This window comes from Mesorhizobium humile, assembly GCF_033977215.1.
In the GTDB taxonomy this organism is placed as follows: Bacteria; Pseudomonadota; Alphaproteobacteria; order Rhizobiales; family Rhizobiaceae; genus Mesorhizobium; species Mesorhizobium humile.
Map to the genome: position 1 here is coordinate 1 of NZ_JAVIIV010000018.1, position 17,742 is coordinate 17,742.

Here is a 17,742-nt window from a genome sequence, read left to right on the forward strand (position 1 = left end):
ACAAAGACATGCTTAAAATCAAACACTTAAAGCAGGTCGCGTGAATCCTTTTTCACGCGACCTGCTTTAAGGATTCCCGCTTGGGGCATTTTCGGCGCTTTAGACCCACCGGGGATCAGGCATAGGTTCCGCAAACTCGCCAGTCACTTGGGTTCGACGAAGGCATAGTGCCGGGTCGTTACCTCTCCCCTGTCGACACGCCGCGGATGAACGCCGTCGCACTCAAGTGGCTGACATGCGGCCCAATCTCATATCTCCCCGAAGTAGCGGGCGCGGGCATGATCGTCTGACGGAGCTTCGGGGCCTAAGCCCAATGCATCCGGAATGCGTGAGGAATCGCGGGCAAAGAGCGCGAAGGCGTGGTCGCGCCGCCGGTCAGCCGCATCTCCGCGTTCGAACAGTAGCGTGGTTTGCATCTCCTCCAATCGTCGCATCCTGCCGTAAAAATCATCGTGGTCGCTCGCGTATGCCTCCGCGGCCAATCGCCAATCGGAACTCTCCAGCAATCGGTCTCTCAGCAGCCGAACGTCCCGAAGCGTCCGCGACAGGCCCCTGCCCCAGGCGGGGTCGGTAGCAGCCGCCGCATCACCGATGAGGACGACGCCATCTCGATAAGGGCTGCCGACCCATCGATGCGAACCGTCGAAACTGGCGAATGGACCTGCCTGCCTTGCTCCGTCGAACCAATGGCTGGGTGCCCCCACCTCCTGAAGTTGCCGTATCATCTCCTCAACAGAATGGCGACCTGACAGGCGCTTCGGCAGGACATCTTTGTGGTAGACGAGATAGACGCGATTGCGCTTGGGCGCGATGCGCATCGCGATCACCATGCGCCCGCCCTTGGGGTCATAGAAGAGATTGACCGTGTTTGCCGGTGTCCGCGCCTCGTCGGCGAGGAACTCCGAATAGTTGATGTCACCCTCCATGATCATGCCCGCCGTGAACAGCTGGCACTCGTCGTGCCGCACCTCGAAGCCGAGAAGCGAGCGCAGCCGTGAATCTCGGCCGTCCGCTAGAACGACCAGGCGGGCAGAGAGTCCTCTGATGTCGTCGCCTATGTGGACCCGTGGCACCTCTCCAGAAGTCACACCAGACGCCAAATGTCCGCGCCTGACCTCGGCTCCGAGCGCCTCGGCTTGCTTCAAGAGAACCGCTTGCATTTCCGAATGGGGAAACGTCATGCAGCAGGTGGCAGCCGGGGTCGTCGCGCGCAGATCCCGAATCGCAGGTGGCGAGCCATTGGTAAATGTCGAAAAGTAGGCTGTCTCGATGGCGCAGTCCTTAAGAAGCAGATCGTAAATACCCAAGCCCTTCGCCTCGAGGCTGCCCCATGGCATGAGGACTTCGCCGCGAATGCGGTCCCTGAACTCCTCTTGCTGCTCGAGAATGAGGGTTCGGATGCCGCGGCCAGCAAGGGCGATGGCCAGCGACGAACCTGCAAGCCCGCCACCAACGACGATCAGATCGTAGTCAGCACCGCCGTTTGACAATAGAGTCCCGCTGGTTTTCCCGTGTGACGTGGCTCGCAGTCGATGAATATTTGTATTTTCTAATATAATGAGCTTACATCGGTCTTAAGTCAAATCCCGGGACTTGGTGCGGTGGCTGTTGCTGATTGGCACGGAGCCGCTTCATTGCCGGCGCCGTTGGTCGACCATCCCGTCAACAGCCATGTGATGTCGGTCGATGTTGACCGCCTGCGCAAGGCGCCGATCCGCATCCTCACCTCCGGCGGCGCCGAGAAGACCGAGGCGTTGCTCGGCGCCATGAACCTGATCGCGCCGACCATCCTGATCACCGACGAGGAAAGTGCGCGGCGCATGCTGGCCGCGCATGAGGCCTAGCCAGCGGGCATAAATTCGCCGCGCACGGTTCGTGATGCCTTCGCGGGGGATTTCAAGGATTTAATGGTCGGAGTGGCCGGATTCGAACCGACGACCCCTTGACCCCCAGTCAAGTGCGCTACCGGGCTGCGCTACACTCCGGACCGCGCAAAGCCCTATATTCTCAAAGGGTGGAGTGCAAGGGCCAGTCGGGCAAAATCCTCGAAATTGTAGGCTGACCAGCCAGACCTGATCTGTTGGGCGTCGGTGGAAATCGGTAAGCTTTCCTGATCTCTCGGAGAAAACCTCAGTGTCGTTGGCGAATGGCGCCGTACCGGGAATTCCTGATCGCGCAGACGGCGCTCAGAGCGTGATTGCTCGGTTTCGCCCGCACTGGGCGCAGATGGGGATTACCAGGGTCGCCAATGTGACCGGGCTTGATCGCATAGGCATACCGGTGGTGATGGTGTGCCGCCCCAACGCCCGATCGCTGGCTGTTTCACAAGGCAAGGGCATCGACCTGGAATCGGCCACGGCTTCGGGCCTCATGGAAGCGGCGGAACTTTACCATGCGGAGCACATCGAGCGCCCGCTGAAACTCGGCAGCATGGCTGAGCTCTCCCAATCGCATCGGTTCGCCGAGATTGGGAGGCTGGCTCGCATCACCGGCAGGGCATTCACGAAGGACATTGTGACGCTGTGGATTGAAGGCCAGGAGATGATCTCCGGCGGGAAGCGCTGGCTGCCATACGAGTCGGTGCGGGCCAACTTCACTGTGCCACCGCCTCCTGGAAGCGGCTTCTTCGATTGCAGCAGCAATGGGCTCGCCTCGGGAAATACAGCCGATGAAGCGATCCACCACGGGGTTTGCGAAATCATCGAACGCGACGCGACTGCCTTGTGGAACCGGATACCGTCCGCCAGCCGCCGGCGCACCGGCGTCGACCTCGGCAGTGCGCCGGACGGCCCGTGTCGCGAAGTGTTGAAGAAACTGGAAGGCGCGGACTTCGACGTCGCGGCGTGGGAAACGACCTCCGACATCGGCGTGCCGGCCTTTTTCTGCCTGATCGCGGATCGCCGGGACCGCAACAGCCACTATGGCATAGGCGCGGCAGCACACCCGCTGCCGGAGACCGCCTTGCTGAAGGCGCTTATCGAGGCCGCTCAGGTGCGAACGACCTACGTATCGGCGGCACGAGACGATCTGACCGCCGAGGAATATAGCGAAGCCTACCGGGACAAACGCCGCCGGCAGGCAGAGAGATTGCTGGCCGAACGATCCAGCACGAGGCGACTTGGCTCTGCCGGGGAGAGGGCTGCACACGGGATTGCCCGCAATGTGGCCTGGCTGGTCGAAAGGCTGCAGGCGGCAGGCGTAAGCGAGATCATCGCCGTCGATCTGTCCAAGGAGGATATCGGCCTGCCTGTGGTTCGCGTTGTGATACCTGGCCTCGAAGGCCCCGACGACCATGACGCCTATATGCCGGGCAAACGAGCCCGCCGAATGTCGGATGGCGGACCGTGAATCCGATCGTCTTTTGCGGCCCAAGCCTGCGCGCGCATGACATCGCGTCTTACGACGGATTCGAATTCCGCCCTCCCGTGCGACAGGGAGATCTTTATGCCGCCACGCGCGACCGCCCCAGGGCAATCGGCGTCATCGACGGTTATTTCGACGGTCAGCCGGCTGTCTTGCACAAGGAGATACTTTGGGCCTTGACGCAAGGGATCGCCATATTCGGCGCGTCCAGCATGGGCGCGCTCCGCGCCGCGGAATTGCACTCGTTCGGCATGCGCGGCGTCGGGCGTATTTTCGAAGCCTATCGCGACGGCGAGCTCACCGACGACGACGAGGTCGCGCTCATTCATGGTCCGCCGGAGACCGGCTACATCCATCTGAGCGAGCCGATGGTCAATATCCGCGCGACGCTCGAGCAGGCGGTTGCAGAAGGTATCATCGACAGACCGACAGGGGCGCGCCTTGCGGCTTCGTCAAAGGCACGCTTCTACCGGGAAAGAACCTGGCCTGACGTGCTGGCGGACATCGGCGATCACCGTACGGAGCAGGAATTGGCGACCTGGCTGCGAACGGGCAAGGTCGACAGGAAGCGCCAAGACGGGCTGGAGCTGCTGAAGGAGATGGACGCATTTATCCGCAGTGGGGCTGCGCAGGGGCCTCCCGACTTCCATTTCGAATGGACGGAGAATTGGCACAATGCGTCCTGGCGCAACGAAACCGCGCAGCCGGGCGGAACGGCTGAAGAGGCTGCCATTCTCGATGAGCTTCGGTTGCGTGGCGACTATGCGCAATTGCGCCGCGAGGCGCTGCTTCGTCTGCTGGCCCGCGGCGAGCAGGCGGCACCGGATCGCCAGGCGGTCAAGCGTGCGATGGGCGATTTTCGCTCGCGGCGCGGGCTTATGCGGCAGACGGACGTCGTCGACTGGGCGCGCGACAATGGAATGGATCTTCCCGGTCTTGATCGCATGATCGAGGATGATGCGGCCGTCGAGACGCTCGCGCGAGATCGCGATGCCGAACTGCACCGAGCCATCCTAGACCGACTGCGCGAACTGGGTCTCTACCCCGACTATCGAGACAAGGCTCTGGCCAGGCAGCGGGCACCGTCGCTGTCCGCGCCGGTGCCGCGTGCCCTGCTCGCAGCCTGGTTTTTCGAGAAACGACTCGGCCGCGCCGTGCCTCGAGACATTGACGACTATGCCATCTCCATCGGATTGCCTGGCATCGAGGAATTCTACGACCTGCTGGCGCATGAGTATGCTTTCATGGTCGGCCGCGGCTCGTCCGATGACTCTGGCCTGACCGATGAAAACGGGCTAACTTGAAACCGCATTCGCCGACGATATCGCAGCCAGTTTGACGTGCATGCCTTTGTCCATGCGAGGGGACAAGCGTGACATCTGGAGAGGAAGGCTCTGTATTCAAGAACGGGACGCGCTTCCGGCTATTCGCCCAGGCGCCGTTCCTGGAAGCTTTTCGTCGGCCCGAAATCGTGCTCGTGTCTTCGCCGGCGGGGTCGGTCGGCCCTGGCCCGGGCGACGGGCGCATGTATGTCGTCGACCCTATTGGCAAGGCGTTTGCCTACGGTCTTGCGGAAAATGTCCGCGGCGACCCGCTCTATCTGATGCCACCTTGGCGTGGCGACGTCTTTCCCCCGGCGTTTCCCGATCTCGACGGGCATTTCGATCACATCGGCCCGGACGATCCGACATTCGAGGCGGCGCATCTGTTCGGCTCGGTGCGTTTCACGCTGGACGTGTGGGAGAAATATTTCGGCCATCCCATCAGATGGCATTTCCGGCGCGACCTCGACCGCCTGGAACTGGTGATACAGCGCAATCTGCACGAAAACGCCTTCATGGGTTACGGCTTTCTGGAGGTCGGCATCCACGAGACGCCGGATGGCCAGGTGGAGCCGTTCACCCTCAACTTCGACGTTGTCGCCCACGAGGTCGGCCACTGCGTCATCTATTCCATCATCGGCGTGCCCGACCTCGGGACGGCCAGCGCGGAATATTACGGCTTTCACGAATCCTCGGCCGACCTCGCTGCGCTCATCACCGCCCTGCATTTCGATTCAGTCATAGATGAGCTGTTGGAAACCAGTCACGGCAATCTCTACACGCACAATCTCGTCAACCGCATCGCCGAGTTATCCTCCAACAGCCAGATCAGGCTCGCGGCCAACCCGCTGTCGATGCTGGATTTCGTCCAGGGCTGGAGCGACGAGCATGCTCTCGCCCAGCCGCTCACTGGCGCGATGTTCGACATTTTTGTCGACCTTTTCCACGAAGAGCTGGTCGCGAGGGGTCTGATCACCCAAAGCCAGGAAGATCTGTCCGACCGGCTGGAGGACAGTCCCGACTATTTTCGCGCCATCCAGCCGATGTTCGACGAAGCCTATGCGGCGTCGCCTTTGGCGTTTCGCGAAGCACTGGTCGCTTCGCGCGACGAGCTCGGCATGCTTCTCGCCGAAACCTGGCGGCGGCTTTCGCCGGACGATCTCAGCTACGCGGAAGTCGGATACACGTTGCGCGCCGTTGACAGGCTGATGACAGGCGGACGCTGGCGCACGATCATCGACGTCAACCTCAACCGTCGCGCGATCGGTTTTGTAAGCGCCGGCCCCAAGATCAAGCCGTTTGGGCCCAAAAGCCACTTCGGTTTGCCGAGGGTGTTCGTGCCGGCACGTCATGGCGCTTGTTGTGCACGGCATCTGCGTGTTGCGAGACAGACGGGAACGCGAGACAGACTGGCAAGAAGCAGGGCCGGCGTTCTTTGAGTCAGATGAGGAGGAATGCTCAATGCCTTACGTCGTGACGGAAATCATGGACGACATTGAATTGTTGCAGGCTCATGTAGACAGCATATCCAAAAAGCGAGGCAGGATCGTAAGCGTATTATGGCGTGAAAGCGATCGCACTTATGTTGTGACGCATGAGGTGGAAGGGACTGAGAAACAAAATAGAAGCCAAAAGGCCGCATGATGCCAAGAAATCATACTGTTTGACACTAGATATATGATCCAGGAACCGGAGGGTTGCGGCTATGGTAGAGAGCCTTCTTAGCGTGTCGGGTATTAATCTATTCGGCCATTTTGTAATCGATCTGCAGGTTGTGAACCCACTTCTGAATCCTATCGTGGCGCAGGTGGCGACCGCCAAGAACATACCGGCATTGACTGGCAACAAGGTCGTGAATGGTGTGCGTCTGGCGGATAAGAGCAAGATTGTTGTCTGGAAACAGAAGGTCCTGGATCAGATCGGCGTGTACACGGTAGGCGGCGCTGACGGTCGGTGGACCAAGGATGACACGCCGGCCGGTGCAATAATCCAGGTGACCGGCGGGAATAGCTTCGTCGGCTATTTCATGAAGCTTGAGGGCGGGTTCGAATTCATCGGGCGCCGCCCGGGCGCCGCAAACCGAAGCGGGAAGAACAGGCTCCTTGAGGACCAACTGCAAAACGGCAGGTTTGCAAGGATATATGGCTTCAGTTTTGAGGGCAGCTACTACGACCTGCCAAGGCCCATAATATTCCTTGTGCACGGTGATGGAGAACTCGTCGCGGAAGATCTCGGCACGTTCAGTCCCGCCCGTTCACCCAGTCCGACCGGACTGACGGGCCTCGCGGCAGCCGACTTCGATTTCGCCGATGGCTTGCGCGTCTGGTCCTACGACAAGGCCGACTACACAGTGCGCATGGATGTCGAGACAGGCATGTTCGAGGATGTGCTGCTTGCGGCGACACTCGGCGGCGGCGGACCGGGCGGCATGGACAGTGCCGGCATGAGCGCACGCGGGATGAGTGCAAGGGGAATGAGCGCGCGTGGCATGAGCGCAAGGGGAATGAGCGCGCGCGGCATGAGCGCCCGCGGCGGTGGCAACAGCGATTGACCTGCATGCAATGAATGCCTGACGGAGCGGGGCTTCTTCACGGTGCCAAGGGTTGGCCGCGGCTAGCGATCAACCAGGCGGAGCTCTTCCGCACCCGGATCGCGCGTGCGTTGCATTAGAAGCAGCTAATTCCTTTAAATCTCAGCAATATTCCTTTGAGCACGTCCTTCTTTCTCGGCTGCTGTTAGCGATTTCAGCGTGCTATGCTGCAGTGCCCGGTGGTTGCTGGGAACGCCGGCGGGAAGAGCAATGGTCACAAGCCGATTCGAGCTGCTTAATCGAAAGCTGTCGGCGATCGTCTATGCGGACGTGCACGGCTACAGCCGCCTTATGGATCAGGATGAGGCAGGGACGGTTGTCCGCCTGACCCAATCGCTCAGCTTCATCCGCGGCCTGGTTGGCGATTATGGCGGTTCAGTTGTCGATACTGCCGGCGACGGCGTGGTGGCTTTGTTCCCTAGCCCGACCCTGGCATTGCATTTCGCGGTCGAGATGCAGCGGGAACTGTCCAACGAGACCGTGTGGTCAGGCGGCGAGGATCCCATCGCCTACCGGATCGGCATTACCGTTGGAGACACGATCGCAAGCGATGGTGAGATCTATGGCCACAGCATCAATTTGGCCGCTCGAATCCAGTCGCTGGCGGAGCCGCGCGGCATATGCATCGCCGAATCCGTTCGCCAATTCGTTCGCGGTGAGGCGGAGTGTTCGTTCCGGTCGCTGGGCAAGCAAAAGCTGAAGAACATTGCTGAAGAGGTCGAGGTCTTCGCGGTCGACTTCGAATTGGCACATGCGGAGCCAAGGGAGTCGGCGCCACACTTTGTCCCTGCGACTGAGCGTTTCGTGCCGGAGAGTTCACTGGCGGTCTTGCCGCTTGAGAACGTTTCGGGTGACCCAGCGGACCTTCATTTGTGCCAGGGTGTCGTCGCGGACCTCATTTCCAACCTGTGCCGGTTCCGTAACTTGATGGTGATTGCTCGGCACTCGACATTGGCCGTCGTCACGCAGACACGATCGCTGCGCGAGATCGCCAATCAACTGGGTGTTCGCTATCTCCTGACGGGAAGCCTGCGCCGTGCGGGCACTCGTCTCCGGGTTGCGATGGACCTGGTTGAGGCGCAAACCGAGCATACAATCTGGTCGGAACGCTACGACGGTAGCATTGAGGATATCTTCGCCTTCCAGGACGACGTTACCGCGACGACCGCTTCGCGGCTGGCCGTGCATATCGACATGGCTGAGAGACGGCGGCTGATGTCGCAAAATCATCCCAACATTCATGCCTACGGCATGATCCTGCGCGGGCAGGATCTCAGCTTCCGCTTCCGACCGGAGAGCAATTGGCATGCCAGGCGGCTTTATGAGCAGGCGAGGTCGCTCGATCCTCGCTATGCCCGCAGCTATGCAGCGCTGTCACGGACGTTCAACGTCGAATGGCGCTATGCGTGGACCAATGATCCGGAAGCTGCGCTGAACGAGGCGTTGAAGCTCGCGAGTCTGGCCGTGCTGCACGATGACCTCGATGCACGCGGTTACTCGGAGATGGGCCTGGCCCACCTCTACAAGAAAGAGCACGATCCAGCGATCGCCGCCTACGAACGTGCTCTGCAGCTCAATCCCAACGACGCCGACCTGCTGGCCGAGATGGGCGACTGCCTTGTCTATGTTCGGCAGGCGGAGCGGTCCGTGAAGCTGCTGGAGCGGGCGATGCGGCTGAACCCTTACTACCCCGACGCTTATCTTTGGTATCTGGGCGACGCCTATTTTCAGCTGGGCGAATATGAAAAAACGATAGAGACGCTGCAAAAGATGCGGGATGGCTCCGAGAGCCATCGGCTTATGGCGGCGAGCCATGCCTATCTCGGGAACACCCAGGAAGCGGAAAGGCATGCCCGTGCGCTGCTGGAGGTGCACCCGAATTTCACCACCGAGCAATGGCGGAAAGTTCCTCCGCACAAATATCCCGAGGACACTGAGCTGCTTGTCGATGGCCTGCGCAAAGCAGGGTTAAAATAGCGCGGCGACAGGAGCGTGCCGCGCGATAGACGCCGCGGCCGCTGCCGGAACGGGAACTCGCGCCAGCCTCAATTCCCGTTGGTGCCGATACTCCAGAGCGATGGCGCCCCAGACCAGCCCGAGCAGCAGGTAGAGATGGCGCCAGTGGTCGATGTCGATGAAGGTGCCTAGCCCGATATTGCCGAGATAGGCGACATAGGCGCAAAGCAGATAGGGCTGCCATGGCCGGTCGCGCAACAGGATGCGGAAGCCGGCGCCGATCGTCCAGAGCGTCAGCGTCAGGAACGAGACGAAGCCAAGCCAGCCGTAATCCATCAGCGCCTTCAGCCAGATGTCGTGCGTGTCCTCGCCGTAGATCGTGCCGAAAACCAGCGGACCGATGCCGAACGGGTGTTCCATCGCCAGCTGGAAGCCGATCGCGTAGCGGGCGAAGCGACCGAGCCGTGCCGAGTCGTAGCTCTGCTCGAGCTGCGCGCGCTGGGTGAACATATCCGACACGCCGGGCAGTTGCAGGATGACCAGGAAGGCGATGATCAGCAGCGCCACGGCCGCGATCGTCATCACCACGACCCGCAACCGGAACTTGCCGCTGGCGCTCTGCAGGAAGAGGCACGCGGTGAGCAGCACCGCCGACACCGCGAACATGCCCCAGGCGCCGCGCGAGAAGGAGAAGAAGATGCCGGCGGTGATGATGAGCAGCGGCAAGGCGAGCAGCGGCATGCGCGACACCGGGCCGGTCAAGAGCAGGTAGAGCAGGTAAGTGCCGGGCAGCACCAGGAACGGCCCGAACACGTTCGGGTCCTGGAAGGCGCCGGCGGCTCGGTCGTATTTGGTGAACATTTCCGCGCCGGGAAAGGCATGGAAATAACCGGCGATGCCAAGCAGCGACGTCGCCACCGCCGATACGACATAGGCGATGAAGATCAGCCGGTAGAGGCTCGGTTGAACCGAGGTCACCGAGGCAAAGAACACCGCGCTGAAGGCGAGAAACAGCGAGACGGCGAGATAGAGCGGCGTGTTGGCGAGATCCGCCATCTGCGTCATGGCAATCATGCCGCCGATGTTCATCGCCACCAGCAGCACCAGCAGCGGAACGATCGCGCGCGAGATTCGAAGACCGAAGAGCGCCCAGACCGCGATCAGCCCGGCCATGTAGATTTCGTAAGGCGCGGGTTCACTGATGACGAAGCCGGAGAGCAGGATGCCGATGCCGATCGCGGCCGACGCGATCAGAGAAATCAGCTTGGCGTTGACCGCTGACGCCGGCAACTCATGGGCGATGGCGCTCAATAGGCATTTTCCGTGTTGAGCAGGCGGATCGGCGTGAGGAACAGGATGCGCAGGTCGAACAGCATCGACCAGTTCTCGATGTAATAGAGGTCGTATTCGGTGCGCATGCGGATCTTTTCGTTGGTGTCCATCTCGCCGCGCCAGCCGTTGATCTGCGCCCAGCCGGTGACGCCGGGCTTGACCTTGTGGCGGGCGAAGTAGCCGTCGACCACCTCGTTGTAGAGCAGATTGTGCGACTGCGCGGCGATGGCATGCGGGCGCGGCCCGACCAGCGACAGCGAGCCGAGCAACGAATTGAAGAACTGCGGCAGCTCGTCGATCGAGGTCTTGCGGATGAAGCGGCCGACACGGGTGACGCGCGGATCGTTCTTGGTCACCGTCTGCTTGGCGGTCGGATCCGACCGGTCGGCATACATCGAGCGGAACTTGTAGACCTCGATGATCTCGTTGTTGAAGCCGTGCCGCTTCTGCTTGAACAGCACCGGGCCCTTGCTGTCGAGCTTGATGGCGATCGCGGTGGCGAGCATCACCGGCGAAAAGAGGATGATGCCGACGAGCGAGAAGACGATGTCGAAGGCGCGCTTGGCGACCGAATCCCAGTCGTTGATCGGCTTGTCGAAGATGTCGAGCATCGGCACCGAGCCGATATAGGAGTAGGCGCGCGGCCGGAACTGTAGCGCGTTGGAATGCGCCGAAAGCCGGATGTCGACCGGCAGCACCCAGAGTTTCTTCAGAAGCTGCAAGACGCGCGATTCGGCGGTCAGCGGCAGCGACACGATCAGCATGTCGATGCGAGCGATGCGGGCGAATTCGATGAGCTCCGAGATCGTGCCGAGCTTGGGATAGCCGGCGACGATCGGCGGCGAGCGCTTGTCGTTGCGGTCGTCGAAGATGCCGCAGATGCGGATGTCGTTGTAGGGCTGCTTCTCGACCGAGCGTATCAGCTGTTCGGCCGCCTTGCCGCCGCCGACGATCAAGGCGCGGCGCTCCATCCGGCCGTCACGCGCCCAGCGCCGGATCAGGCTGGACATCACGAGTCTCAGGCCGAAGATCAACACGAAGCCGACCGCGAACCAGGTGCCGAACAGCAGGCGCGAATAGTCTTCCGACGCCTTGATGGCGAAGGCGGTGAGCGCCATCAGCGCGAAGCTGCCGGCCCAGACCAGCAGCACGCGGCCGAAATTGGCGAGCGGGCGCATCAGCGCCGCGATCTGATAGCAGTCGGTCACGTCGAGCAGCACCACGGCCAGGAACGACGTCGCCGCGATCGCCAGCGGATATTGCCAGGCCAGATAGTTGAAGAAACCGACATAGTAGAAATAGACGCCGAGACCCGACAGGAACAGCATGGCGAACTCGACCATGCGCAGCACGCCGCTGACCATGATCGGCGACATGGTATCGCGCCGGTATTGCGAGGCGACCTGGCGCGCCACATCATTGATGCCGCCAGGCTTTTCGCTTCCGGCGGGAGCGTCGTGGTTGCGCACCGCATCTATGGAAAAGCGGTGCGCGGGGTCGATTTCATTCATGGGAACTGTCCGCGAGCTTCGCGCAACTGCATAGCAAAAGAGAGCTAAGAAAGCCTTGAAACAACCGGTGGTTTTGGAGCCGTTCGGGCGGCCGCAAGCCTATCTGTTCAGCGCGGAGAAATAGGCCTTCTCGATTTCGGCCGCCATCACATCGGCTCCGAAGCGGGCTTTGAGCTCGTCCGTCTGCGGCATCTGTCCGCGATAGGCGTCGAAATCGCCGAGCGCCGTCTGCATCTTGGCCGCGAGTTGCGAGGGGTCGGGGCGGATCAGGGCAGGGGAGTTTTCGCCGAAGATTTCCGGAATGCCGCCGACCGCCGTCGCGATCATCGGCATGCCGGCAGCGAGAGCCTCGAGCACGATGTAGGGCATCGCCTCCGCGCGAGACGGCACGACGATCGACTCGGCCAGCGCGAAAGCGTCTCTTGCCGGCATGGGCGGCAGGAATCGGACGTGGTTTTTGAGGCCGAGCCGCTCGACCTGCGCATGGTAGCGCGGCAGGTCGTCGCCGTCGCCGACCATCACGGCGCTCAGCGGACGGCCCGACTCGCTGCCGGCCAAAGCCAGCGAATCGATGAAGATATCGGGACCTTTCAGGTCGCGCATCATGCCGATGTACAGGAAATCTGCGGCATTCGCCGCGGTCGCCACCGGTTCGAATTCGGCGGCGCGCAGGCCGTTATAGACCAGCCGGTTGGGTATGGGCGGCTCGCCGACCTTGCGGCGATAGGTGTTGCGCTCGTAGTCGGAAACGAACAGCAGGCAGTCGGTGAAGCGCGCCATGAAGCGCTCCAGGCCGAAGAACAGTTTTCCTGTCGCCGTCGTCTCGTCATAGTGGAGGGAGCCGCCATGCGGCGAATAGAGGCGGGCAACGCGAAACCTTGATACCCGCAACAATGAGCCGAACAGCCGGGCATAGGCGCCACCCTTGGCGCCATGTCCGTGCAGCACGTCCGGCCGCAATTCCTGGATGATTCGATAGGTGCGCCAGGCCGAGGCGAGGTCGCCCGGACCGACATGCCGTTGCATCGGCGTGCGATGGATGCCAAGCGCGAGGCTGTCCTTCATCGCCTCGAACAAGCGTTCCTCATAGTCGCCGCCGGTGGTCGAGTCGCAGACGATTCCCACCGCGTGGCCGGCGGCGACCTGCGCCTCGGCCAGGTCGCGCACGTGCCGGAAGATTCCTCCGACAGGTGAGCGAAAGCAGTGGACGATCCTGAGGTTCACCGCCACGACGGGTTTTTCAGAACAGGCGTTCGCGAACGTATATGGTGTCGCCGGGCAGGAGCGGATCGGATGTCAGCACCCGTCCGGTCATCACCTTGCCGTTGATGTCGCGGGTGATGTCGACGCTCCCCTGATTGGCGCGCGGCGTGAAGCCGCCGGCGATGGCGACCGCCTTTTGCACCGTGAGTCCCGGCACATAGGAATACTGGCCGGCAGCGCCCACTTCGCCCATGACGAAGATCGGCCGGTAGCGGTCGATCTCGACCGAGACGTCGGGATCGCGCAGATAGCCTTGGCGCAGCTTGTCGGCGATCTCCTTTTCCAACTGCTGCGCGGTGTGGCCGCGCGCCGGCACAGAGCCGACCAGCGGGAAGGAGAGATAGCCGGACTGGTCGACGCTGTAGGTGTTGGTCAAACCGTCTTGCTCGAACACCGTGACACGGACGCGGTCGCCGGCGCCGAGCCGATAAGGCTGGTCGAGCACTTCATGGAAGGCGGCGGGTGTCGGGCGGTAGCTCGAGCAGCCGGTGAGCAGCGACAGGGCAAGCAAAGCGCGAAAGAGGGAAGCATTGCTTTTCATGACCGGCCAGGAACCTTCATCGCTCTTGCCGCAAGCCGCGGCCAACCCCAGGAAAGTGCGACCGTTATCATCCTGTTAGGGTTAATGGGCGGTAAAGGAGTGTGCTGCGGGAGAGCGGAGATCGGCAAAAAGCCCAATTGTTCTATTGCTTTCGCCCAATCTTCTTTGAGTGCTCTCTAATAAGCATCCATTCTGATCTTAACGGGTGAGTTACCATAGTTGTTTACGGTCCGTCCTCGACTCAAAGTTCGGAGCAGGATGCATGTCCGTTCAGTCCGCGGCCGCAGACGTCGATGTCGATCTGAGACAGCTCTTTGCCAGTCTGGCGAGGAACTGGGTGCGCATTGTCTTCGTGACGCTTCTGGTCACCGGGCTGGCCTTTGCCTTCGCCTGGCTCGCGACGCCCTATTACAAGGCGACAGCCAAGCTGGAGATCGGCTCGCGCGAATCGGAATACACCCGGCCGCCAGGCACCAACGATGACGAAAAGCCGATTCTCGACGAGCAGGGCGTCGCGACCCAGGTCCAGATCATTTCCTCGCCCGACATCCTCAAGCAGGTGGCGACCAAGCTCAACCTGGACAAGCTGCCGGAGTTCGACGAAACGCTGAAGATGTCGACGCTCGGGCGCATGCTCGTTCTTGTCGGCTTGAAAAGCGATCCCTTCGATATTCCGCCGGAAGAGCGCGTGCTGAATGCCATGCACGACAAGCTCAACGTCTACGCCGTTGAGAAGACGCGCGCGATCGCCATCGAGTTCGCCTCGAAGGATCCCAAGCTTGCCGCCGACATCGCGAACGGCATCGCCAACGCCTATATCGCCTCGAAGGGCGACGCCAAGCTCGAATCGAATGCCGCCGCTACCGACTTCCTGGCGCCGGAAATCGCGGACCTGCAGAATCGCGTCAAGGACGCCGAGGCCAAGGTCGCGGCGTTCCGCGCCCAGTCCGACCTTTTGATGGGTGGCAACAATGCGGTGCTTCCGACCCAGCAGCTCGCCGAGCTGTCGAGCGAGTTGTCGCGCGTGCGCGCCAGCCGCGCCGCCGCCGAAGCGAGCGCCGAAAGCGTGCGCCGGGCGCTGCAGAATGGCGGTTCGCTGGACAGCGTGCCGGAAGTCCTGTCTTCCGATCTGATCCAGCGCCTGCGTGAGCGCCAGGTGGAACTCAGGGCTAATATCGCCGACCTTTCCACGACCCTGCTGGACAACCACCCGCGCATCCGGGCGCTGAAGTCGCAACTGGCCGATCTCGACGGCCAGATTGGCAACGAGGCGCAAAAGATCATCCGTGGCCTGGCCGCCCAGGCCCAGACGGCCAAGGCCCGCGAGGATCAGCTGGTCGCGGACGTCAACACGCTGAAAGCCGCGTCGGCCCGCGCCGGCGAGCAGCAGGTGCAGCTGGACGCCTTGCAGCGCGACGCGAATGTTCAGCGCCAACAGCTTGAATCCTATATGACAAGCTACAATGCGGTGGCCTCGCGCAAGGATCGCAAATACTCGCCTGTCGCGGCGAGCCTGATTGCCAGCGCCCAGGTGCCGTCCCAGCCCTATTTCCCGAAGATCGGGCCGATCACCGGTGCCGCCGCCGCCGCTTCGCTGCTGCTGATGGCGATCGGCACGCTGCTTGGCGAGCTGTTCTCGGGCCGCGCCATGCGTCCGGCCGCCGGTGCCCGCTTCGCCGATATCGAGCAGGTGGCGATGCCCGTGGCCAGAGTGGAACCGACGGTCGTTGAGGCTCACGACGGAGGTCGGGCCTTTGCGCCTTACGAGGAAGCTGCGGCGGGGCATTCGATTGCGGATTCGGAACTCCCGAGGCCGGCCGAGCGCGATCTGGCGGAGGCTCGCGCTGCGGCTGTCAAGCAGGCTGGGCCCAGCGAATTGACCCCGGAACCAAGGCAATCCAGGCTCGGCGAGATCGATGTCGACAAGGCCGCGGAGAAGCTGATCGCTTCCGGCGCCGCGCGCGCGATCTTCGTGTCGCCGGAAGGCGACGAGGCGGCCGCGTCCGCCGTGCTCGTGGCGCGCGAAGTATCCGACGCCGGTCTGCGTGTGCTGCTGCTCGATCTCACCGCATCGGGCGCGGCGTCGCTGCCGATGCTGGACACGAGCCTGTTCCCCGGCATAACCAATCTGCTTGCGTCCGAAGCGCAGTTCAGCGACGTCATCCATCCCGATCTCTATTCGGATGCGCATGTCATTCCGGTCGGCACCGCCGACCCTGTCCGCGCCATGCGCGCCGCCGACCGGCTGCCGATCATCATGCAGTCGCTCACCACGGCCTATGATCTCGTCGTGGTCGAGTGCGGCCCGGCCGACGCGCAAGGCATTGGCCGCCTGGTCGGCGACGGCACCGAAGTCTTCCTGTCGATGCTGGAGGCCGACGACCAGGTGACGCAGGCCGCGGTCAAGCTGATCGAGAACGGCTACCCGAACCTGACGCTGGTCACGCCGGTCGGCCACGAACCGCCGGGAACCCCGGTGCCGGGACGCCGCTCGGCGGCTTGAACGCCGCGCGAAAACGCGACGGGGTGTCGAAGCAACCGTGCGTCCGATTAAAGCGTGGTGATCAGTTGTCGTCTTCGGCTGGGACGGGCGCGGCCTGACCGGCCGCCTTGCGGCGCAGCATCTTGGTCAGCTTCCAGACCGTCGGGTTGTTCTTGATGAAGGCCTTGGCGCGCGCGCCTTGCCGCATCGTCGTCGCCAATGCGCGGCCTTTCAGCGTCAACGGCGCAAGCACCTCGAAATGCTGGATCTCGATATCGCACCAGAGCCGTTTGTAAGGCTCGTCGCCGACCGAGAAGTCATACACCTCGAAGCCGAGCTCGGAGGCTTCCTGGATGTTGTCGAAGAACAGGAAATCGCCGGGGCTGGCGAAGGCGAGGTCGTCCTCGGCGATGGCGCCGAACTCGCAGATCAGCCGCTTGCCAGAGCGGCTGGAGCCAGTGACCGCACGCAGTTTTCCCGCCACGTCCAGGCCGTGCAGCAGGAAGGAGGGATTTTCCTCGCTCAGCGCATCGGTAAACAGCGCCCGGAAGAAGTCGCGCACTTGCCTGTCGCCGAAGACATCGGCGATGCCCATCTTGGCGAAGCGTACTTCCTTCATATCGAGGAAGGCGTCGAGCAGCCTGTCGACCTCCTCGCTGGTGCCTGCCTCGATCCGGCGGAAGGGGCCGACAGCCTCGAACTTGCGTGTCTGCGAGCGGTGCTTCTTGCGCTTGCGCTTACCGCTCGCGCGCGACAAGAGCGCGTCGAACCCGCCGTCGAGGTCGACCGCGAGCGCGAGGTTCGGACTTGGAAAGCCGGGCAGCGCGGCGAGCGGGTTGGCAACGCCATCGAGGTCGGGCAGCAGCCTTTCCAGCGAGATCAGGTCGATGTCCGGCCGCGTTTGCACGATCGCCTTGAACGCCGAGCGGATCGCCTGGCCGTCGATGACAGGCAGGAAACGTGGATCGGCGGCGGCGAAATTGCCGTTGGCGTGGCGCCCGCCGGCGAAACGGGCAACCTTGAACGGGCCGCGTCTTACGATCTCCAGGGCCAGGGATAGCGCCGGGCGGCCATCGCAGGCCAGCGTCGCAAAAACCATGTCGGCGCCGGTTGCGGTCGCCCAGTTGCCCACCCAGGATGCGCTTTGCGCCGGCGCGAACAGCGCCGAGGTGCAGAATTGAACATAGTCGGCAAGCCCGGCGCCGTCCCTTGCGGTCGCAGTCCACCGACCCTGATCGGCTCGCATGGGGCGCGCGGAAATCTCATTGGTCGCGACCCGGTTGCCGTCAAATGACGCGGTGGCGTCAACCATACCTCAATCCTTAAGACGTATTGGTTCCGGCTTGGGGGTTCGCATAGGCGCAATTCGTGCTTGCATGAGC

The 17,742-nt window shown here is 62.3% G+C and carries 13 protein-coding genes, 1 tRNA gene and 1 pseudogene; 8 read left to right on the forward strand and 7 right to left on the reverse strand.

Translation table 11 applies throughout. The features are described 5' to 3' along the window. Positions 1-248: 248 nt before the first annotated feature. Positions 249-1,490 (reverse strand): FAD-dependent oxidoreductase, encoded by a 1,242-nt coding sequence (locus RFM52_RS23675; protein ID WP_320298066.1) that lies wholly within the window; start codon positions 1,488-1,490, stop codon positions 249-251. Between the two features lie 156 nt (positions 1,491-1,646). Here RFM52_RS23675 and RFM52_RS23680 point away from each other — a divergent pair. Beyond that, positions 1,647-1,844 (forward strand): annotated as a pseudogene (locus tag RFM52_RS23680) (sugar-binding domain-containing protein); the annotation flags it as partial. Positions 1,845-1,908: 64 nt separating this feature from the next. On the opposite strand, the gene RFM52_RS23685 reads toward RFM52_RS23680, so the two are convergent. Beyond that, positions 1,909-1,985 (reverse strand) — tRNA-Pro (locus RFM52_RS23685). Positions 1,986-2,133: 148 nt separating this feature from the next. Between RFM52_RS23685 and RFM52_RS23690 the strand changes: the two genes are divergently transcribed. The 6 genes from RFM52_RS23690 (at position 2,134) to RFM52_RS23715 (ending at position 9,252) form a co-directional block, all read left to right on the forward strand. Next, the gene (locus RFM52_RS23690) at positions 2,134-3,348 is read left to right on the forward strand and encodes a YcaO-like family protein (RefSeq protein WP_320298065.1); all 1,215 of its coding nucleotides are present in this window, start codon (positions 2,134-2,136) and stop codon (positions 3,346-3,348) included. After that, positions 3,345-4,667: a TfuA-like protein gene (locus RFM52_RS23695; RefSeq protein ID WP_320298064.1), complete on the forward strand. Its 1,323-nt coding sequence runs from the start codon at positions 3,345-3,347 to the stop codon at positions 4,665-4,667. The genes RFM52_RS23690 and RFM52_RS23695 overlap by 4 nt, the downstream gene beginning before the upstream one ends. Positions 4,668-4,735: 68 nt before the next feature. Then, complete coding sequence (locus RFM52_RS23700) at positions 4,736-6,124, forward strand: gluzincin family metallopeptidase (RefSeq protein WP_320298063.1); 1,389 nt, start codon at positions 4,736-4,738, stop codon at positions 6,122-6,124. A gap of 22 nt (positions 6,125-6,146) precedes the next feature. Next, a complete protein-coding gene (locus tag RFM52_RS23705) occupies positions 6,147-6,329 on the forward strand; it encodes a hypothetical protein (protein ID WP_320298062.1) in 183 nt (60 codons plus the stop codon). 61 nt (positions 6,330-6,390) lie between these two features. Continuing rightward, positions 6,391-7,236: a hypothetical protein gene (locus RFM52_RS23710; protein ID WP_320298061.1), complete on the forward strand. Its 846-nt coding sequence runs from the start codon at positions 6,391-6,393 to the stop codon at positions 7,234-7,236. Positions 7,237-7,485: 249 nt separating this feature from the next. After that, positions 7,486-9,252 carry a tetratricopeptide repeat protein gene (locus RFM52_RS23715; RefSeq protein WP_320298060.1) on the forward strand — a complete coding sequence of 589 codons (1,767 nt, stop codon included), beginning with the start codon at positions 7,486-7,488 and terminating at the stop codon, positions 9,250-9,252. Here RFM52_RS23715 and RFM52_RS23720 read toward each other — a convergent pair. The 4 genes from RFM52_RS23720 to RFM52_RS23735 form a co-directional block, all read right to left on the reverse strand. After that, the gene (locus RFM52_RS23720) at positions 9,244-10,542 is read right to left on the reverse strand and encodes an O-antigen ligase family protein (protein ID WP_320298059.1); all 1,299 of its coding nucleotides are present in this window, start codon (positions 10,540-10,542) and stop codon (positions 9,244-9,246) included. The genes RFM52_RS23715 and RFM52_RS23720 overlap by 9 nt on opposite strands. After that, complete coding sequence (locus tag RFM52_RS23725) at positions 10,539-12,074, reverse strand: undecaprenyl-phosphate glucose phosphotransferase (protein ID WP_320298058.1); 1,536 nt, start codon at positions 12,072-12,074, stop codon at positions 10,539-10,541. Before RFM52_RS23725 ends, RFM52_RS23720 begins: the two co-directional genes overlap by 4 nt. A gap of 99 nt (positions 12,075-12,173) precedes the next feature. Beyond that, entirely contained in the window at positions 12,174-13,304 is a 1,131-nt protein-coding gene (locus RFM52_RS23730) for a glycosyltransferase (RefSeq protein WP_320298057.1), read from the reverse strand. A gap of 10 nt (positions 13,305-13,314) precedes the next feature. Next, positions 13,315-13,878, reverse strand: coding sequence for a polysaccharide biosynthesis/export family protein (locus RFM52_RS23735; protein ID WP_320298056.1), 564 nt, complete (start codon positions 13,876-13,878; stop codon positions 13,315-13,317). Positions 13,879-14,140: 262 nt separating this feature from the next. Here RFM52_RS23735 and RFM52_RS23740 point away from each other — a divergent pair, with 262 nt between their 5' ends. Then, positions 14,141-16,381, forward strand: a complete 2,241-nt coding sequence (locus tag RFM52_RS23740; RefSeq protein WP_320298055.1) for a GumC family protein — start codon at positions 14,141-14,143, stop codon at positions 16,379-16,381. A 61-nt stretch (positions 16,382-16,442) separates the two neighbouring features. Here the strand turns inward: RFM52_RS23740 and RFM52_RS23745 are convergent, their stop codons facing one another. Beyond that, on the reverse strand, positions 16,443-17,672 hold the full coding sequence (locus RFM52_RS23745; RefSeq protein WP_320298054.1) for a GNAT family N-acetyltransferase: 1,230 nt from the start codon (positions 17,670-17,672) through the stop codon (positions 16,443-16,445). Positions 17,673-17,742: the final 70 nt, after the last annotated feature.

Coding starts and splice junctions, on each gene's coding strand:
- RFM52_RS23725 (WP_320298058.1), bottom strand. CDS start 12,074: ATGAATGAAATCGACCCCGCGCACCGCTTTTCCATAGATGCGGTGCGC.
- RFM52_RS23715 (WP_320298060.1), top strand. CDS start 7,486: ATGGTCACAAGCCGATTCGAGCTGCTTAATCGAAAGCTGTCGGCGATC.
- RFM52_RS23705 (WP_320298062.1), top strand. CDS start 6,147: ATGCCTTACGTCGTGACGGAAATCATGGACGACATTGAATTGTTGCAG.
- RFM52_RS23745 (WP_320298054.1), bottom strand. CDS start 17,672: ATGGTTGACGCCACCGCGTCATTTGACGGCAACCGGGTCGCGACCAAT.
- RFM52_RS23710 (WP_320298061.1), top strand. CDS start 6,391: ATGGTAGAGAGCCTTCTTAGCGTGTCGGGTATTAATCTATTCGGCCAT.
- RFM52_RS23740 (WP_320298055.1), top strand. CDS start 14,141: ATGTCCGTTCAGTCCGCGGCCGCAGACGTCGATGTCGATCTGAGACAG.
- RFM52_RS23735 (WP_320298056.1), bottom strand. CDS start 13,878: ATGAAAAGCAATGCTTCCCTCTTTCGCGCTTTGCTTGCCCTGTCGCTG.